4 protein-coding genes are annotated in these 20,557 nt (G+C 66.9%); all 4 read right to left on the bottom strand.

Annotated elements, in window-relative coordinates; all coding sequences use genetic code 11:
• Window positions 1-49: 49 nt before the first annotated feature.
• Entirely contained in the window at window positions 50-16,675 is a 16,626-nt protein-coding gene (locus tag BR78_RS20410; RefSeq protein WP_025560005.1) for a hypothetical protein, read from the bottom strand.
• 377 nt (window positions 16,676-17,052) lie between these two features.
• Window positions 17,053-18,027, bottom strand: coding sequence for a quinone oxidoreductase family protein (locus BR78_RS0106625; RefSeq protein WP_025560004.1), 975 nt, complete (start codon window positions 18,025-18,027; stop codon window positions 17,053-17,055).
• Between the two features lie 104 nt (window positions 18,028-18,131).
• Entirely contained in the window at window positions 18,132-18,695 is a 564-nt protein-coding gene (locus BR78_RS0106630; RefSeq protein WP_156022236.1) for a hypothetical protein, read from the bottom strand.
• A gap of 57 nt (window positions 18,696-18,752) precedes the next feature.
• Entirely contained in the window at window positions 18,753-20,522 is a 1,770-nt protein-coding gene (locus tag BR78_RS0106635; RefSeq protein WP_025587107.1) for an SLC13 family permease, read from the bottom strand.
• Window positions 20,523-20,557: the final 35 nt, after the last annotated feature.

The following is a 20,557-nucleotide window of genomic DNA, read 5'->3' on the forward strand; positions in this document are numbered from 1 at the left end:
CGGCTGCGCTTCCCTGTCCCTCCGGCACGCGGCCGGCGCCAAAATGTGCTCAGGGCACCGGGTTGGTCGGCGTCAATGCCGTCCCCGCCGATGGCGCCACCGCAGTACCGGTCAGGCTCACGTTGATGTTCGCCGTGGTGGCGGTCGGGGTGTTGCCCTTGGCGTTCCAGGTCGCGATCGCGTCGTCGTCGAGGCCGGCGCCGCCTTCGACGAAGCCCGTCAAGAACAGCCGGTTGGTGTTCGAAAGGTCGGACACGCGCAGCCGCAACTGGGTGGTCGGCCCTCCGGCCAGGATATCGTTATTGCGGATGTCGGCATAGACCTGGTTGGATTCGCCGGCTGTGGACGAGCCCGACGTGATGCCGATGTCCGCGACCTGCGCGGCAGTGGACTGGATGTTGTTGTTGTCGAGCGTGATATCGAGCCGCGCCGTGTTGAAGCGCGCCTGCGCCTCTACCGCGTAGTTGGCCGTACTGCCGGCAGCCAGGGTGACATTGTTGTTGCGGGCCTCGACAATCATGTTCGAGGTTTCCTGCGCGATGAAGCGGAGGCCTGCGCCGATGACGTTGGCCGTGATCGTATTGCCGTTGGCGCGGCCCATCACGTTCGAATCGAGGAACGACGTGATGTTGATCCCGTGCCCTTCACGCGACTGGATCGTGTTGCCGTTGACGTTGAAGTTCACCGTCGCGGTATCGTTGCCGTTGATGTCGATGCCCGCGCCCAAACCGGCCTGGCTGTCGATCACATTGTTGACGATGTCTACATTCACGATCGAATCGTCCTCGCCGACTATCTGGATGCCCTGAGTCAACAGACGCAGGAAATCGCTGTCGATGACGTCGATGTTTGTCGTCGGCGTGCCGGCGGCAACGCTGAAGCTCCGGAACTGCAGGCCACCTTCGCCGATGGCGCTGCTCTGAGTATCGCGGAAGATCACGTTGTTCAGGGTCAGGTTGAGGTTCACGTCGGTATTGACGATGTCGAGGCTGTTGGTTTCCGACAGCGCGATCTCGGTGTTGGTGAGCGACGACGTGCCCGAGAGGTTGGTGAACTCGATGCCGCTCTCGTGCGCGCCGTTGCCTGCGCCCGTGATCAGGCTGTTGTTGAGCTGGAAGTTGCTGACGTTGATGCCGACGATGCCGTTGTCGGCGATGGTGCCGGTGATGTTGATGTTCTCGAACACCGCGGTGGCGACACCGTTCATGAAGATCGCGGCATTGGCGCCGGTGTGATCGAAGTCATCGCCTGCGGCGCCATTGGTGGTGCTGGCGCTGGTCAGATTCAGATTGCTGATGTTGACCAGAGCGGTGTTGAGCAATTCGATCCCGCGCTGGGTGATGTTCTGGATCGTACCGCCCGATCCATCAGTGGTGCCGGTGCCGGTGATCGTGAGCCCGCCTGCGCCGCCGGTAGTATTGAGCACGATGCCTCGCGTGCCGCCGTTCGCCGCGATCGACAGGAAGTTGAGCCCGCCCGCCCCGATGTTGGTGTTGACGAGGTTCAGCGCGATCCCGCCAACCGACGTGATCGTGTTGTTGGCGCCGGTGATTGTCAGCGAGCCCGCGCCTGCCGTGGTCGAGGTGCCGGTGATCCCGCGCCCGCTGGTGGTGTCGATATCGAGATTGCCGCCGGTGAACGACACCGCGGCGCCGGTTCCGGCGGTGTTGTCGAACTGGATCGCGTTGGTGGTGCCGGTGCTGAGCGTCTTGGTGGCGCCCGAGAAGGCGATGGTGCCGCCGGTGTTGTTGTTGAGGAGGATGCCGTTGGCGGCGCCACCGGTCGCGGAGATGTTTCCGGAGAAGGCCACGGCACCGCCGGTATGGCTGCTGACCTCGACGACATTGCCGGCGCTGGTCTTGGTGATCGATGCGGCGACGGTGACGTTGCCGCTGCCGCCAGTGACATTGACTCCGTCGCCGCCGACCCCGGCGCCGATCGTGCCGCCGTTGATCGCGATCGCGCCGGTCGCGCCCGCCGCGCCGACGACCGAGACGCCGTGGGCCGTGGTGTTGTTGATCGTGACGCTGGTGAAGGTCACGGTCCCGTTGCCCGCCCCGTTGATCTCGATGCCGTCGCCGGAGACCGTGCCGGTGCCGATCGTGGTCGCGCCGAAGCTGACATTGGCGGCCGAGCCGTTGCCGATGAAGATGCCGTCATTGCCGCCGCTGGTCGCGGCGACGCTGGTGGTGCCGCCGCTGAACCCGCCGCCGCCGACGCTGTCGAGATTGTTGAGGTTGATCGCGATGCCGGCGACCGTGCCGGTGTTCTGCAGCGACGCGAAGTTGATGCCGCCGGCGCCGGCGCTCACTCCAGTGAGATTGATGACCTGGCCGGTCGTGGTCTGGATGGTGTTCCCGGTACCGGTGACGGTCACCGTCCCGCCGCCGGTCGCGCTGAAGCCCGCGCCGCTGGTGGTGACGATATCGAGGCCGTTGCCGCCGACCAAGGGTGCGAAGTTGACCGTCGCGCCAGCATTGTTGCTCAGCGTCACGGCATTGTTCGCGCCCGTGTTGAGGCTGATCGTCTGGCCAGTGAAGCTGACGGTGCCTCCGGTGTTGTTGGCGATGCTGATGCCGAGGCTCGTATCGGTGAGATTGCCCGATAGCGTCGCGGTGCCGCCGGTGCGGTTGGTCGCTTCGAACGAGCGCGACGCAGCGCCGCTCGTAGTGATCGTACCGCCATAGGTGAAGTTGAGCGCGTCGCCGGCGAGCGAGACGCCGCGGGTGGTGGCGGTGATCGCGCCTCCGCCGATATTGACCGTGCCGGTGATCGTGCCGGCACCGGTGCGCTGGACGAACACGCCGTTGGCGCCGCTGGTGTTGCTCGCCGAGGCGAAGGACAGATCGACCGCCGTCGCCGTGCCGCCGGTATCGGTGATGCTGAGCAAGGTGCCGCTGGTCGTGGTGATCGAATTGCCGCTGCCCTGGACGTTCACCGTGCCGCCGCCGGTGACGATCATCGCGGTGTTGGTAGTGCCGGTGATGTCGAGCCCGGTGCCGCCGGCGTTGAAGGTGATCGTCGCGCCCTGATTGCCCGACAGGCTGATTGCGGTGCCGGTGCTGGCGATCGCCATCTGGCCATTGAAGTTGATCGCGCCGCCATTGCTGTTGACCACCGAGATCACGTTGCTGGCATTGGCGATGCTGCTGCTGATCGCGCCGTTGAAGGTCGCGGTGCCGGCATCATGCCCGTCGATCTCGACAGCGACACCGTCATTGTCGGTGATCGTGCCGTCGAAGGTCAGGTTGGCGCCGCTGAGCAGCACGAACGCGTTGCCTGCCCCGTTGTGCGTCAGTGTCGTTCCCGAGCCGAAGGCGAAGGTGCCGGTCGCGCCGTTATAGATGTCGATCCCGGCATTGCCGCCGTTGAGCGTCGTAGTGCCGGTGAAATTGTAGGTGCCGTCGGCATTGCTGAACTGCATGCCGTTGCCGCTGGTAGCGTTGATCAGTCCGGCGAAGGCGAAGGTGCCGATGGTGTGATTGCCGGTGAAGTTCAGCGTCAGCCCGCCCGCCGCCTGGACGATCGAGCTTGCCGCGTCGAAATTGAAGCTGGCAGTGCCGCCGCTCACGACCAGTGCCGAGGTCGCCGCGCCGCCGATGTCGACATTGGTCGCGTTGATCGTGCCCGCGCCATTGGTGAACGACAGGCCGGTCGCCGCGCCGCTGATGTTGACGTTGGTCAGTGCGGTGGTGCCCGTGGCGTTGTCGAGCGTGATCGAGGTGCCGGTCGCCCCGATCGCGGCAACGTTGCTGATCGTGCTGCCGGCGGCGTTGAGCAATATGTCGTTGGTGTTGCCGGTGAAGGTGACGTTGTCGATCACGGTGTTGGTCGACGGCGTGATCTCCACGCCATAGCCGCCCACCGCGGCGAAATTCCGGATCGTCATGAAATTGACGACCGTTCCGGTGGCGCCGCCATTGTCGATGATCCCGCGCAGCGCGCCGCCGGGTGCTCCGTCGAGGATGAAGCCCGAGATCCGATTGCCGCTGGCGCCCAGCGTGATCACGTTGGTGCCCGCCGCCGAGGTCAGCGTCGCCGCACCATTGCCGGTGGGATCGGCGATGTTGATCGTGTTGCTCGAAAGCAGGATCGTCGAGGGTACGGTCAACGTGAGCGCGAGCGGTCCTTGGCCGAAGCCGCGGACCTGAGTGTCGGCAAGCAGTGCGAGCGTATCGTTGCCGTTCGATCCAGCGGCGCTGATCGCGATGCCGTTGTTGACGAGCACGATCACGTCGGTGGTGGCGAGCGCGAGTTCGGCTGCCGCCAGCGTCATCGGATTGGCGCCGTCCGCGCCCGATCCGTTGCCGCCGCCGGTCGCACCGTCTGAATCGACGAACCAGGTGCGGCCGACCCCGAAGCCGAGGCCAGGGCTCGCGCCGAAGGTCACGTCGGTGAAATTGTAGCTCCCTAGCGTGGGTGCGGACGCTGCGTTGATCCCGGTCCCCGCCGAGATAGTCGAACTGCCGTCCGTCGCGGATTCGCCGTCGCCATAGGTGAAGGCCACGTTGGTCGCGGCATCGAGCCAGACGCCGGTGTTGACACCGGAGATCGACGACGATGCTCCGCCCACCGCGGCGTCGCCGAGCCGGACGACCTGCCCGCCCGTCGTGCCGCGCAAATCGACCGCGATGCTGGTGCCCGCCGCCGCCGAATTGGTCACGTCGAAATCGCCCGCGGTGATCGCCGCCGACAGCGTGGCGCCGTTCAGGTCGAATGCGATGGCAGTCGTGTTGTTGAGGCCGATATCGAGATCGGTGATCGACAGCGCCGCGCTAAGCGCGGTGTTGATGTCGATCCCGCGGCTGGTGATTCCCTGAAGATTGACGGTGCCGAGATTGATCGCGCCGCCGCCCGTGGCGGTCACGCCGGTGAGCACCACCGCCGAGGCCGCGCCGTTCGCGCTCACGCTGCCAAAGTTGATGCCGGGCGCACCGATCGTAATGCCGTTCAGCGCCAGCGTCGTGCCGGTGGCGCTGGTCAGCGAATTGCCCGAACCAGCGATGCTGAGCGTGCCGCCCGAAGCAGTGAGGGCCGCGCCGCCGGTGGTCACCACATCCACGCCGGTGCCGCCGCCCCCGAAGATGATCGTGGCACCGGCATTGTTGGTGAGCGACAGGCCGGCGCCGACCGTGTTGTTGATCGTGACCGCGCCGTTGAAGGTCGCGTCGAGCGCGTCGATCTGGCCGGTGTTGTTCTCGACCGCGATGCCCGCGATCGTGGCGTTGGTGACGTTGACTGCGCCGGTGACGGTGAAGAAGCCCTCGACCTGATCCAGCTGGATGCCATAAGCGCCGTTGGTCGCGGTGACGCTCGACAGCGTCATGCTCACGGTCAGCGGGTCGAGATTGACCGCGGTGCCGCTGGTGGTGTCGACCGAGCCGTCCAGCGTGGTCAGCAGGAAGCTGTTCGCCTTCGAATTGGCGACGAGCAGGCCGGTGCCGCCAGTGTTGGCGATATCGAGATCGGTGAAGGTCAGCGCGCCCGACACATTGGTCAGGCTGAGGCCGTCGCCCTGCGCGCGCGCGCCGGTGGTGCCGATGGTCAGCGCGCCGGCATTGACTGCCTGGATGCCGCCGGTCGCGAGATCGCTGTCGAAGGTCACGGTGTTGAACACCAGACCCGCAGTCTCGCCGCCGGCGGTATTGATCGACAGGTTCGACATACCGGTGACCGTCAGCGTGCCGCCGGTGCCGTTGAGGTTGAGCAGCGCGCCCGCCTGGTTGCCGGCATTGGCGAGCGTCAGGTTTTGGAGATTGACCGTCCGCACCAGTGCGCCCGAGCGGATGTCCACCGCCGCGCCGCCGCCCGAGATCGTGCTGTTGCGGATCGTCGCGATGCCCGCGGTGCCGTTGGCATAGATGCCCGCACCGGTGCCGGTGTTCGAGACCGCGACGCCGTCGATCACGCTGGTGCCGGCGAGCTGCACTGTGCCGGTGGCATCGGTGGAGGTGAGCAACGGAGCCCCCGAGCCGCTGTTGGGGTTGGTGATCGTGCCGGTGGTGACGTTGAACACGAACACGTTCGCCGGCGCGCCGCCACCGACATTGAAGGTGTCGGTGTCGCGGAAGCTGAGCAAAGATTGGTTGTTCGCCAGCGTCAGCGTGCCCGAGATCGTGTCGAAGCTGCCGGCCCCTGCCTGCGTGTCGAGCAGGACGATGAAGCTTGCGGTCGACGCGTCCGCGGCGGCGAGGCTGCCCGGATCCGACCTGCTGCCCACGCCGGTGGCGCCGGCACGGACGAAGAAGGCGCTGACCTCGAGCGGGCTGGTGTCGCCCACCAGCGTCGCGTCGCGGAAGTCGTAGGTCCCCGCGGCGCCGTTGAGCCCTGCGATGACGATCGGCGTGGTGGCGTTGATCGTCGAAGCGGCGAGGTCAGCATCCACGTTCGAGCCATCGCCGTAGCGGAAACCACCGGTGCGCGACGCATTGGTGAGGTCGACGCCGATGCCGACCCCGGTGATCGTGCTGCTCTCGTTGACAGTGAAATTGCCGAGCCCGGTATTGCCGGTGAGATCGATGCCGCGCGTTCCGGTGGCCGAGGCGCCGCTGATGTCGAGCGTCTCGAAATAGACGTTGGATCCTCCGGTCAGGCGCGCATCGACACCGCGCGCGCCGGTCTGCAGTGCAGTAATGTCGATATTACCGAAGCTGAGCAGAACCGTGTTACCGGCCCCGAGCAGGATACCCGCCGTGGTCGCGCCGTCGATCGTGCCGTCGCCCACGGTCAATGTGCTCGTGAGACCGCTCGCCGCGATGCCCGTTGCGCTCGAACTGATGTCGATGGCGCCGATCGTGGTGGCGCCACTGTTCGAAGTCAGCTGGATGCCCGCGCCCGCAGCCCCCGATACGGTCACGTTGCCAAGGTTCACCGTGGCGCTCGAATTGTGGAGCGCGACTCCCGAACCGGAAGCGCCCGCAACGGTGATGCTGCCGAAGCTGAGCGTGCCGAGGCCGGCCACCGAGCCGAGGTCGACACCGGCACCCGAAGCGGTCGACGCAACGGTACCGAAGCTCAGATTGCCGCCGCCGACGAGGATGTCGGCGATCGTGAGCAGCGAACCCGAACCGCTGTGCGACACATTGAGTCCCGAACCGGTCACGGTCAGGCTGCCGGCGCCCGCGCCGCTGAATTCCACTGCGGCGTTGCCGCCGGACGCCGAGAGGCTGAGATTGGTGAGCGTGGCCGTCGCAGCCGCTCCGCCGTCGAGAAGCCGGAGCGCCGTGCCGGTACCCGAGAGCGTGGCATTGGAAAGCGTGACGGTGGCGAGTCCGCTGCCATATACGCCGGCAAAGCCGCTCGCACTCTGGATCACCACGCCGTCGATCAGGCTGTTGTTGGCCAGCGTTACTGTGTTGGCGGCACCGGTGGTGGTGAGGATCGGTGCGCCCGATCCGGCATAAGGATTGGTGACCTGTCCGGTCACGACGCCGGTGAGGATCACGTTGGCTGGCGCGCCGCCGGGCAGCGTGATCGTATCGCCATTGAGGAAGCTGCGCAGCGCCTGGTTGGCGTCGAGTTGAAGCGTGTCGTTGCCGTTGGAGCCGAGCGCATCGAGCACGTCCTGCCCGCCCGTCGGGTCATTCAGCAGGATGATGATGTCGGCCGCGGCCGCTTCGGCGCCGGCAAGGCTGCCCGGATCGCCGAGCGTACCGCTGCCGCTCGCGCCGGCGAGCACGTAGTAGACCGTCGCAGTGGTCGCGAGGCCGCTGGTGTCACCGACGAGATTCACGTCGGCGAAATTGTAGGTCCCCGTTCCGCCGTTCAGGCCGGTGATGACGAGCGGCGTGGTGGCCGTGATCGTCGACGCCACGTCGATCGCGCTCTCGCCGTCGCCATATTGGAAGAGGCCGGGGCGCGACGCGTTGGTCAGATCGACGCCTATGCCGACGCCGGTGATCGTGCTGCTGTTGGTGACGACGATGTCGCCGGTGCCGGTGTTGCCGGTAAGGTCGATGCCCTTGCTGCCGACCGTAGAAGCACCGGTGATGTCGAGCGTGTTGAAGGTAACGTTGCCGGTCGCGCCGATGAGGTTGACGGCGGTTTGGTTGGCGCCGAGGCCGGTAATGTCGACATCGCTGAAGGTGAAGGCGCCATCCGAATCGTTGATGATCGCGATCCGCGCACCACCGGAAAGCCCCACCGCTCCGAACAGATAGGTTCCGTCGGCATCGTCGAAACTAATGCCGAAACCATTGGTGACATTGAGGGTGGCCGCAGTCAGGTTGATCGTGCTCTGGTCGGACGCCGCGCGGACGACTTCGGGGGTCGCAGGTGCATTGGACGTGAGAGTGCCCGAATAAGTGATGTTGGCCTGCGAACCAATGACGGTCAGGCCACCCAGCATCGAGTTGACGTTGGTGCCGGCGCCGAAGCTGAAGGTGCCAGCCGAGCCGGCCTCGATCGTGATGCCTCCGGAGCTGCCGCCCAACGACATGGCGCCTGCAAAATCATAGGTCCCGTCGGCATTGTTGAGGCGGACCCCTGTGCCATTGGTCGCGCTGATCGTGCCCGCCTGGAAGGTGATCGTGCCGCCCGCGTGGTTGACGACCTGGATCGCGAGCTGGCCCGCCGTCGCATAGGTCAGGTTGCCGGAATAGGTGATGTCCGCAGTCGAATTCTGGACATTCAATCCAGTGCCGGTCGGGCTGGTAATCGAGGTGCCCGCACCGAAGGTGAAGTCCCCGCCCGAACCGTTGACGATGTCGATTCCGGCATCGCCGCCGTTGAGCGTCACCGATCCCAGGAATGTGTAGCTGCCATCGGCATTGTCGAACCGCAGCCCGTTGCCGCCGGTCGCGCCTAGCGTGCCGGTGAATACGGCGTTGTCGATGTCGCCGTTGCTCACCGAGACCAATGTCCCGGCGGTGATGCCGGTGATCCCGCCCGCATAGTTAAACGCGCCGGCACCGGTATTGGCGAGCTCGACGCCGGCGACCGTAGTGCCGACGATCGACGAGGCGCTGCCGAAGCTGAAGATCCCGCTCGTCGTGCCGAGGAGCGAGACGCCCGTATCGGCCCCTGCCGCGACGCTGAGCTGGGTGACGTCGAGTGCTCGGCCGCCAGTTCCGACGCCGGTCACATTGTTGGCCCACACGCCGGAATCGGTGCCGGAATAGGTGATATCGGCGAGCTGGATGTCGGCCGAAAGGTCGGACAGGTTGAGCGCCGATCCCGCCGCTGCCACCAGACCGGTATCCACGGTCCCGCCGGTGATGGTCAGCGTGAAGCCCCCGGCCCCGCCCTCAGCGAAAATGCCGTCGCCATTGGTGTTGAAGACGGTCGTGGTGAGACTGAGCAAGCCGCCGGCGCCGTCGAGCACCAGTCCCGAGGCGCCCACTCGGCTCGATGCGCTGCCGATATCGAGCGTGCCGACCACCGCCTGGGCACCGGCCGTCACCAGATCGGCATCGAACACCACGTCCTCGCTGTAGAGGCCGCTGCCCATGTTGCCGCCGCGAATGGTGATGTCGTTCAGCGCGGTGACGGACAGCTGCCCGCCGCCGCTGCCGATCAGCGAAAGTACATGGCCGGTGCTGCTTGAAAGATCGAGATTGCTGAGCGCGATGTCCGCGGCGGCGCCACTGTCGATGATCTGGATCGCGTTGACCCCGCCAAAGATCACGCTGTTGCGGATCGTGACACCGGTGACGCCGGCGCCGAACACACCCTTCCAGTCGAGATTGCCGATGACGACGCCGTCGATCAGCGACCCCGAAGCCAGGTTGACCGTGGTCGCGCCGGCCTGGGTGGTGGTGAGCAAGGGCGCGCCTGATCCCGCATAGGGATTGGTGACCGAGCCGCCAGAGATCCCGAACAGCAGCAGATTGGCCGGTGCGCCGCCGCCGACGGCGAGCGTGTCGCCGTTGAGGAAGCTCAGCAGGCTCTGATTGGCCGCAAGGTCCAGTCCGCCGCCGGCGGACGCACCGTCGATCAGGTCCTGCCCGGCGATCTGGGTATCGAGCAGGACGATGACATCCGCGCCCGAGGCCTCGGCCGCCGCAAGGCTGCCCGGATCGCTGCGCGTGCCCGCGCCCGTCGCGCCCGCCTGCACCCAGAAGACCGTCTTGTTGGTAGTAAGCCCGCTGGTGTCGCCGGTCAGCACGACATCGGCGAAGTCATAGGTGCCCACGCCGCCGTTGAGGCCCGCGATCTCGATCGGCACGGTGGCGCTGATCGTCGAGGCCGCACCGTCGGCATCGGTGTTCGATCCGTCGCCGAACCGGAAATTGCCGGTGATCGCGGCGTTGGTGAGGTCGACGCCGATCCCTACGCCGGTGATCGTGCTGCTCTCGTTGATGATGATATTCGCCGCGGAGGTCGAGCCGGTGAGGTCGATGCCCTTGCTGCCCACGGCCGAAACGCCGGTGATATCGAGCGTCTGGAACGTCACATTGCCCAGCGCGCCGGTAAGATCGGCCCCGGTCTGGTTGGCGCCGATTCCGGTGATGTCGACATTGCCGAAGTTGATCGTGCCCGCCGAGTCGGTGATGATCGCTATGCCGGTTCCGCCCGAAAGCTGCACATCGCCCAATATGCTCGTGCCGTCGGCATCCTCGAAGAGCAGCCCCGTGCCTGCGCTCGCGCTGACCGTCGCCTGCGAGAAATCGAGCACGCCGCCGGTCTGGCCGGCCACAACGAAATTGTCGGTGTTGAGGCTCTGGCTGAGGCTGCCGAGATAGGTGACGTCGGCGTCCGAATTCTGCAGCACGAAGTTCGCGACCGCGCCGTCCGTGACGCTGGTGCCCGCGCCGAAGAAGAATGTGCCGGAGGAGCCATTCGCGACGTTGATCCCGGCATCGCCGCCGTGGAGCGTGGTGGTGCCGGTGAACGAATAGGTGCCGTCGGCGTCGAAAAACTGGAAACCGTCGCCGCCCGTCACGTCGATCGTGCCGTCGTGGAAGCTCGCGGTGCCGGTGTGCGAGAAGGTGGCGATGGTAGCCGCCGCCCCGATGCCCGTGGTAATGTCGCCGGCGTAATCGAGATTGACCGCACCGGTGAGGAGCGTCGCGACAAAGACGTTGTCGGTGATCGAGCCATGGTCGATCACATAATCGCCGCTGCCGCCGAGGATCAGTCCGCCGTCGGTGAGATTCAGCGTGCCGACATGGAGCACCGGTCGCGTCGGATCGGCGGCGGAGGTGTTGGCCGTGGCGATGCCGCCGTCGACGGCGGTGATGCTGGCGAAGTCGAGCGTCACCGCCGCGTTGACCGCAATCAGCGCACCGCCGCCGAACGTGTCGATCGAGCCCGTGCGGACCCTTGCGGTCAGCGCGAGATTGCTGCTCAGCACGACGCCGACATCGTTGGCGTTGAACACGGTGAGACTTGTCAGGTCGAGGCTGCCGTCGCTCGCATCGACGACGAAGCCGCCGCCGTTCACGCGCGCGCCCGCGGTGCCGATGCTCAGCGAACCGGTCACCGTCTGCACTCCGGCGGTGGCGAGATCGGCATCGAACAGCACGCCCTCGGCATAGAAGCCGTCCGTCTCGCCATTGCCGCCCTGGACGATGATGTTGTTCAGCGAGGTCACCGCCAGCACGCCGCCGCCGGTGCCATCCAGATTCACTACGGTTCCGCCGCTGGACGACAGCGTCAGGTTGCTCAGCGCGACGGTCGCGTTCAGGCCGCCGTCGTCGAGCGCGATCGCGCCCGCCGGACCGGAAATAGTGCTGTTGCGCAGCGTGATGTTGGCGACGCCGCTGCCCGAGACGCCGATGCCGCCGACGCCGCTGCCGATGAGCAGCCCGTCGAGAAGGTTGTTCCCCCCCAGCGTCACCGTGCTCGCGCCGGCGGTGGTGGTGGTCAGGATCGGTGCGCCCGATCCTGCAAAGGGATTGCTGATCTGGCCCTGCGGGATGCCGAACAGCAGCACGTTGGATGGTGCGCCACCTGGCAAGGTCAGCGTGTTGCCCGCCAGGAAGCTCAGCAAGGTGCGCCCGGCCGCAAGGTCGAACGAACCGCCCGCACCGGCCGCGTCGAGAATGTCCTGCCCGCCCGTGGGGTCGTTGAGCAGGATGACGGTGTTCGCCGCCGATGCCTCGGCCCCGGCCAGGCTGCCCGGATCGGCGATCGTGCCGACGCCGCTGGCGCCCGCCTTGACGAAATAAAGCGTAGCGGAGGTCGTCAACGTACTGGTGTCGCCAGTGAGCGCGACGTCGAGGAAATTGTAGCTGCCCGTCCCGGCATTGATGCCCGTGATGACGATCGGCGTGACGGCATTGATCGTCGAAGCCGCGCCATCGGCGTCGGTGTTCGAGCCGTCGCCATAGCGGAAGCTGCCGGTGATCGCGGCGTTGGTCAGGTCGACGCCGATGCCGACGCCGGTGATGCTGCTGCTCTCGGTGGTGGTGAAGCTGGTTCCGAACGTCGCACCGGTCAGATCGATGCCGCGCGTGCCCGTGGTCGAGCTGCCCGTGATGTCGAGCGTGTTGAAGCTGATCGTGCCGGAGGCGGCACGCGCATCGACTCCGCGCCGGCCGGCGCCGAAGCCCGTGATGTTCACATCGCCGAACGCAATCGATCCGGCACTGCCCGCGCCGAACACGATGCCGGAGGTGCCCGCGCCGGAAATGTTGGTGATCCCGGTGAAGGTGACGCTTCCGTCGATATTGGCGAGCGTGATGCCGCTGCCGGAGGTGCCATTGACGTTCAGGCTACCGATCGACACCGCGGCGCCGGTGGCGACGCCATCGATCGAAACGCCGGTGGGAACGCCCGTTATCACGCCGCCGCCGATGGTGACGGTGCCCAGGCTGTTCTGGACGATGTCGAGGCCGGTGCCGGCGACGCCGCCCACCAGGAGCGACCCGATCGTGACTGCGCCATTGTCCGTCAGCGCGACGCCATCGCCGCCGCCGCCGCTCGCGGTGATCGCACCGATGGTGATCGCGCCGCTGTTGTTGGCAAGCTGGACTGAATCGCCCGCGCTGCCATTCACGCCGATCGACTGGATGACGACGGCGCTGCTGCTGTCGCTGATCGAGACGCCCGCGCCCGCCGCAGTGCCGCCCACTACAATGCTGCCGACCACCACGTTGCCGCCGGTGACGTTCTGGAGCGTCACCGCGCCGGTCGCTGAAATGTCGCTGGCGATCGTGCCGAAGCCGAGCCCGCCCGACGTCACCTGGGTGAGCGACAGCGCCGCGCTGGTCCCCGTCGCGGCAATGTCCACGTCGGCGCCCGAAACCGTCAGCGTGCCCGCGCCAGCGCCGCTGAGCGCAAGCGTCGTGCCCGTCGCCGAAGCGAGATCGAGATGGAGCAGCTGCACCGAGCTGGTCGCACCGCCGTCGCTGATCGCGATCGCGCCGGTCGCGCCCGAGATGTTCGAATTGAGGATCCGGGCGTTGCTGACGCCGCTGCCCTCGACGCCGACGTCGCCGCCGGCATTGCGAATGACGAGTCCGTCGATCGTGCTGTTACTGGCGAGGTTGACCGTTGCCGACCCGGCGGCGCTGGTCGTCAATATCGCGGCGCCCGAGCCCGCATAGACATTGGTGATCCCGGCGGGGCCGATGCCCGAGACCGTCAGATTCGCCGGCAGGCTCGCGCCGCTGACCGCGAAGAAATCACCGTTCAGGAAGCTGACCAGCGACTGGCCGGCGGCGAGGTCGAACGACCCGCCCGCGCTCGCCGCGTCGAACACGTCCTGCCCGCCCGCCGGATCGTTGAGCAGCACGATATATTGCGCGGTGGAGGCGTCGGCGCCGGCAAGGCTGCCTGGATCGCTGCGCGTGCCCGCGCCGGTCGCGCCGACCTTGGCGTAATAGGCAGTGAAGCCCGCGCCGGTGAGGTTCGAAGTGTCGCCCACCAGTCTGACGTCGGCGAAATTATAGCTTCCGTTGGAAGCGTTCATCAGCGCGATGACCAGCGGCGTGGTGGCGGAGATCGTGCTGCCCAGCACCGTCGCATCGCCGTCGCCATAGCGGAACTGACCGGTCATGTTGGCCTGGGTCAGATCGACGCCGATGTTCACGCCCTGGATGATGCTGCCGTTGAGGACGATCACGTTGCCGGCGTTGGTCGATCCGGTGACGTCGATGCCCTTGCCCCCGCCGGTCCCGGTGATGTCGAGCGTGTTGAACAGCACGTTGCCGTGCGCGCCGGTCACGTCGAGGCCGGTGAAATTGCCCAGCCCGGTGATGTCGACATTGCCGAACGTGACGCCGCCCGGCACGTTGCCGATGACGATGCCCCGCGCGCCCGGATTGGCGATCGTCACCAGTCCGGCGAAGTTGATCGAGCCGGCAAGGTTGTCGAGCGTGATCGCGTCACCCACGGTGCCGGTGAGCGTGATCGCGCCGAACGTGATCGGCGAACCGGCCAGCGTGTCCTGGACCCGGATGCCGCCGCTGCCGCTGATCGGTCCGGTGAAGCTGATCGTGCCGCCGGTGCTGAAGATCGCCACGATCGGCGCGGTGCCCGCCGCATCGGTGATCGACGCGCCGAACACCAGATTGGCGGTGCCGCCGCTCCCGGCGACGCCCTGCGTGCCGATCCGGACCGAGCTGCCGCCGCTGTTGGTGATCGCGCCGCCGTTGACGCGCACCAGACCGGTCGAGTTGAGGATGACTAGCCCGTCGCCGCCGCTGTTCGAGATCGTGAGCGTGCCGATGGTGAGCGCGTTGCCGCCGGTCCCGCCGCCCTGGACGGTGTTGAGGATCACGCCCGGGCCGGTCGCCCCGACCGAGCTGATGCTGGCGAAATTGAGGTCGATCACCAGCGGATCGAGGTCCGCCGCCGTACCGCCGACGGTGTCGATCGTGCCGTCCAGCGTCGCCAGGGTGAAGCTGTTGACCTTGGAATTGACGACGCGAAGGCCCGTGGCGCCGCTGTTGGCGATATCGAGATCGCTGAAGCTCAGACTGCCGGTGACGTCGGTGAGGAAGACGCCCTGCCCGTTCACGCGCGCGGCGGTGGTGCCGACTTCCATCCGGCCCGCATTGACCGTCTGGATTCCCGCCGTGGTGGTATTGGCGTCGAAGGTCGCCGAGCGGACGCTGAGGCCCCCGGTCTCGCCGGTGCCGCCGCGGATCGTGATCCCCGAAAGTCCCGTCACCGTGACCGTGCCCGGGCCCGATCCGTCGATGTCGAGCACGTTGCCGCCGGTCGCCGAGAGCGTCAGCCCCGAAAGCGCGACCGCAAGGTTGGCGCCGCCATCGTTGATGTCGACCGCGCCCGCGCCGCCCGAGATCGTCGAGTTGGCGAGGCTGACGCTGCTGCCGCCATTGACGAGCACGCCCGCGCCCGCGCCGCCGCGCACGGTCAGCCCGGTGAGCGCCACCGCACCCAACGTGTTGGTCAGCGAAATGCCCGCGCCGCCGGTATTCTCGACGATCACCCGATCGAGCGCGAAGCCGCCGACGCCGTTCGCGGCGATGCCCACGCCGGCACCGCGCACGGTGACGTCGCGCACCACCGATCCCTGGCCGAGCGTCACCGCGGCGCTCGCGGCATTGCTGCCGACGATCACGCCGTTGGTGCCGCCCAGCGCGAACTGAGTGGTGCTGCCGTTGAGCAGGCGCACATCGACTGCGCCCGCGCCGCCGAGCAGATATTGATTGGTGGCCAGCGTCACGCCGGCCGTGGTGATGTTGCCGCCGCTGCCGAGCGCCACTACGACGCCATTGGCGCCCGCGCGAGTCACGGCATCGTTGATCGTCGTCGGCGTGGCCAGCGTTCCCGCCGCGCCCGCGACGCCCGTCCCGCTCGCATAATAGAAGCCGCCGAACTCGTTGCCCGTGCGCGCATCGACAGCGAAGCGGCTGGTCGTCAGGTCCCGGTAGCGGCTGCCCGAACGCGCGACGTAATCGCGGCGTACGCGATCGCCCATCTGCCGGTCGAGACCGGTCGGCGCGGCGCCGCGGTCGCCCGAACGGCCGCCGAACGGAACCGAAAGCCGCACCGTCGCGCGCGCATCGGTGCCGAAGCGGTTGTCGTGCTCGACCGTCCCGCCGAAGGTGAAGCGCGCGCCGCTGTCGCGGTCCTCGATATCCATCTCGAGCCCGCCGCGGATGCCGCGGTAATTCTGGTCGGCGTCCTTGTCCCAATAGTCGAAGCCGCCCACCGAGCCGCGGATGCTCGCATTGCCGCCCACCGGCAGGCGCACGCCCGCCTCGCCATTGAACCCCTGGAGCGGAACCGCCTCGAGCCGGAACCCGCTATGTCGCTCGATCAGCCGGTTGTTCTCGAGCACCAGGGCGGCCGAGCCCGAGGCCGCGGGATCGATATAGCCGATCGTCCGGGTCTTGCTGAGCGGCAACCGGTAGTTGACGCGGGCGTCGAACACCGAAGTGAAGCCCTCGAGCCCCATCGACACCGCCGCCTGATCGCGCGAGCCGATGTCCGAACGGTAGAAGTCGGCACCGGCATTGACGCCGATCGCGGCATCCTCGCCGACGCGGAAGCGCGCGCCGACGGTGGCGGAGCCGTTACGGTCGAAACGCTGGTCGTAACCGATGCGGCCGTCGACATAGACGAGGCTCGAATCGTTCTGCGCGATCGGCGCGAACAGCGAAGTCGAGACGCCGATGTCCTTGCCGACTTGGGCATCGACCTCCGCGCGCGGTTTCCAGGTCGGGGCGTCGCTGGTTTGTCCCCAGGCGGGCGACGCCGCCGCGAGGATAGCTCCGGTCAGGCACGTCGAAAATAGCCGTGCCTTGCTGGATTTACGCATCGATGTTCCCCCGTCCACCCGCTGCGATCAGTAGCGGGCGCTCCCATTAAACGTGCGCGTTCGCACGTCCGTCTGGAGCGGACGTTGTCGAACCCCCGGCGACACCTGCGTCGCGAATTAGCACAGGGAAAAACCTGCAACAAGCAAGAGGTGTCAGCGATGACTGCGAGGCGGGGAAGAATCGGCTATTGTCGGTCCCTTTCCGGTACATATTATTGGGGAACACTTGCGAATCTGAAGTAAAATATAGGATATCGCTTGTAATCGGACTGGCACGCTTACTCCTATATAAATGTCTCAGTCGCCCGACCGCCCCTGCATATTGCCGCCAAAACAATAGCTTGGATGATTGGTCGACATTGTTACCATGGGGCTGGTCAGGGGAGCAGCACCGTCGATCCGGTCGTTTTGCCCGCCTCCAGCGCCGCATGCGCGGCGGCGACGTCCGCCAGTGCGAAACGCTGGCCGATCACGGCGCGCACCGCTCCGCTTTCCAGCATCGCGAACAGCCGCCCCGCGCCCGCCGCGCGTTCCTCGGGAGTCTTATAATAGTCGAACGATGTCGGCCTGCTGACGAACAGCGAGCCATGGCTGGCGAGCGCCCCCAGGCGCACCCCCTCGACCGGGCCGCTGGCATTGCCATAGCTGACGATCAGGCCGCGCCGCCGCGTCGCCAACAGCGACGCTTCCCAAGTCGCCTTGCCGACGCCGTCGAACACCACGGCAACGCCCGCGCCGCCGGTGATCTCGCGCACCCGGGCGCCGATATCGTCGGAGCGCGACAGCAAGACATGATCCGCCCCCGCGGCGCGCGCCACCGCGACCTTGGCCTCGGTCCCGACCGTCCCGATCACCTCCGCCCCGACCGCCTTGAGCCATTGGACGAGGATCTGGCCCACTCCGCCCGCCGCGGCGTGGACGAGCACCGGCCAGCCCGGCTGCACCCGGGCGCAGCGCTCGACGAGGAACTCGGCGGTGCACCCCTTGAGCAACATCGCTGCCGCAGTCTCGTCATCGATCGTGTCGGGCAGCTTGAACAAGGACGATGCCGGCAGGTTGCGCTCGGTCGCATAAGCGCCGATCGGCGGTCCGAAGGTCGCCACGCGATCGCCCGGCGCGAATCCGGTGACGCCCTCGCCCAGCGCCTCGACCACGCCGGCCGCTTCCTGGCCGAGCCCGCTCGGCAGCGGCACCGGATACAGCCCCGAGCGGAAATAGATGTCGATGAAATTGAGGCCCACCGCGGTGTTGCGCATCCGCACTTCGCCCGGCCCCGGCGGCGGCAGGTCGACATCCGCCCAGCCGATCACCTCGGGTCCGCCCGTCATTTCGATTCTCGCAACCCGTGCCATGCTCGCCTCCGCTCAGTGCATCGGCCACATAGGGTCGCGCCCTACTCGCCGCCAGCATCGGCAAAGGCGGATGCGTTCGGCTGGCCGTCAGCCGAGGCGCACGTTCAACCGGCGGGCGCCAGCACCGCGAAGTCGGCGCTTACGCCCCCGCCGGTGCTGATGCGGGCGGTGGACGGCACCGCCGTCACTGCATCGCTGCGCAGGAAAAAGAAGCGTGAACTCTCGCCCGGTTTGATCGCGTTGCCGAAAGTGAAGCCGTACAGCCAGGATTTGAAGTCGAACGCGAACCCGCCCTGAACCTTGGTCGGCGCGACGCTGCCCAGCCCGTCCTTGCGCCAGTTGGCGTCATAGACCGCTTTCGGGAAGCCGGAAATATAGAGCGCGGTCACCTGCGCCTTGGATGCAGCGGCGTTGTTGATCTTCCAGTAGAAGCTGAGCTTGCCATCGGCGCCGCGCACGGTCCTGACCTGCACCGTTCCACTGGCCGGCATGGTTGCGCTCACTACCGAAAAAGGCACGAGCGTGTCGTTGACGACGGTTCCCGCCAGCCCCGGCTCGGCGGCGGCGCTGGTGCCGGGGAGCGCAATCTCGAAAGGCGTGACGCTGGTAGGCACGGCAAGCACAGGCGCCGCGATCGAGAGTCCCGCGAGCAAAAACATTCCACGCATGATCGGTCTCCCCCGGCCCGACCTGTACGCCGAATCATACTCCGGCGCCATTGCGGGTCAGTGCACCGGCCAGGCCCACAGGATCAGCGGCGTGCCCACTGCCAGCACCAGCAGCGACAGCGGCGCGCCGAGCCGGGCATAGTCGCCGAACTTGTACCCGCCCGGCCCCATCACCAGCGTGTTGCACTGGTGACCGATCGGGGTGAGGAAATCGCACCCCGCGCCTATCGCGGTCGCCATCAGGAACGCCTCGGGCCGATAGCCGAGCCCGGTCGCGAAGGTCGCGGCGATCGGCGCCATCACCAGCACCGTCGCGGCGTTGTTGAGGAACGGCGTCACCGCCATCGCCGCGGCGAGGATCAGCGCCACGGCCCCCCAGGGTGGCAAGGTCGCCGCGAAATGGCTCAGCCAGTCGCCGATCAGGTCGGTCGTGCCGGTGGTGCGCAGCGTGTCGCTCACCGGGATCAGCGCGCCGAGCATGACCAGGATCGGCCATTCGATATGGTCGTACGCTTCGCGCACCGGCAGCGCGCCGCTGATCACCGTCAGCCCCGCCGCCGCGAAGAACGCCACTGCCACCGGCACATAGCCCGTCGCCGTCGCGAGCATCGCCACTGCCAGGATCGCCAGCGGCAACAGCCCCTTGCGCGCGCTGCCCAGCCGCAGCGTCCGCTCCGCGAGCGGCAGGCAACCCAGTTCGCCCAGCCGCTCGAACAGCAAATCGAGCGGCCCTTGCAGCACGATCACATCGCCTGCTCGCAGCTCGATCTCGCCGAGCCGCGTTGCCAGCCTCTCGTCCTGCCGCGACACCGCGATCAGGTTGACGCCGAAACGCTCGTGCAGCCCCAGCCGGCCGGCGGTGCGCCCGATCAGGGGACTGTCCGTGCCGATCACTGCCTCGAGCACCCCCACACTACCCGATCCCTCGGGCTTGTCGCGATGCTGCCCCTCCAGCTCCAGCCCATCGGCGGCGATCACCCGCTCGAGGCTATCGGGCGCGCCGGCGAGGATGAGAACATCCTCGGGCTTGAGCGTGGTGTCCGGAAAGGGCGAACTGCGTATCCCCGAGCGCAGGATCGCCGTGACGTGCACTTCATTTTCGTGGCGTTCGCGAAACGCCGACACGGTCTCGTCGATTGCGGGCGAGCCGGCGGGAATCTCCGCCTCGGTCACATAATCCTGGATGTCCATCGCCTCGCCGAGCGTTGGCGCCGCCCGGCGCCCGCGCGGCAGCAGCCGATAGGCGAAGCGCAGGAAGACCAGCCCGACCACGGTGAGCCCGAGTCCTACCGGCGCATAGTCGAACATCCTGAAGGGCTCGCCGGTCATTTCCTCGCGCACCCGGCTGACGATGATGTTGGGCGAGGTGCCGATCAGCGTGATCAGCCCGCCGAGCAAGGACGCGAACGACATCGGCATCAGGAACACCGCGGGGCTCGTGTTCGAGCGCTTGGCCATCTGGAACGCAACCGGCATCATCATCGCCAGTGCCCCGATATTCTTGACCAGCGCCGAGGCGAATCCGACGCTTGCGCAGAGCAGCAGCAATTGCGAACGGATCCGCCGCACGCGCCGCTGGAGCAGCAGCATCGCGCTCTCGATCGCCCCCGATCGCTGCACCGCGCCCGACAGCACCAGCGCCGATCCGACGATGATGACGATGTCGTCGGAGAAGCCGCTAAAGGCGTGTTTGGGTTTGACGATCCCCAGCGCGAGCGCCGCCAAAAGCGCCATGATCGCGACCAGGTCGTAGCGGAATCGGCCCCAGATGAAGAGCAGCATCATGCCGACGAGAACCGAAACCGACAGAATTTGGGGAAGCGTCATTCGGTGGCCGGGCGTCCTTGAGGGACAACCTCAAC

The organism is Sphingomonas sp. UNC305MFCol5.2 (assembly GCF_000712135.1).
Taxonomy (GTDB): Bacteria; Pseudomonadota; Alphaproteobacteria; order Sphingomonadales; family Sphingomonadaceae; genus Sphingomonas.

Coding starts and splice junctions, on each gene's coding strand:
- BR78_RS0106625 (WP_025560004.1), bottom strand. CDS start 18,027: ATGGCACGGGTTGCGAGAATCGAAATGACGGGCGGACCCGAGGTGATC.
- BR78_RS20410 (WP_025560005.1), bottom strand. CDS start 16,675: ATGCGTAAATCCAGCAAGGCACGGCTATTTTCGACGTGCCTGACCGGA.
- BR78_RS0106630 (WP_156022236.1), bottom strand. CDS start 18,695: ATGCGTGGAATGTTTTTGCTCGCGGGACTCTCGATCGCGGCGCCTGTG.
- BR78_RS0106635 (WP_025587107.1), bottom strand. CDS start 20,522: ATGACGCTTCCCCAAATTCTGTCGGTTTCGGTTCTCGTCGGCATGATG.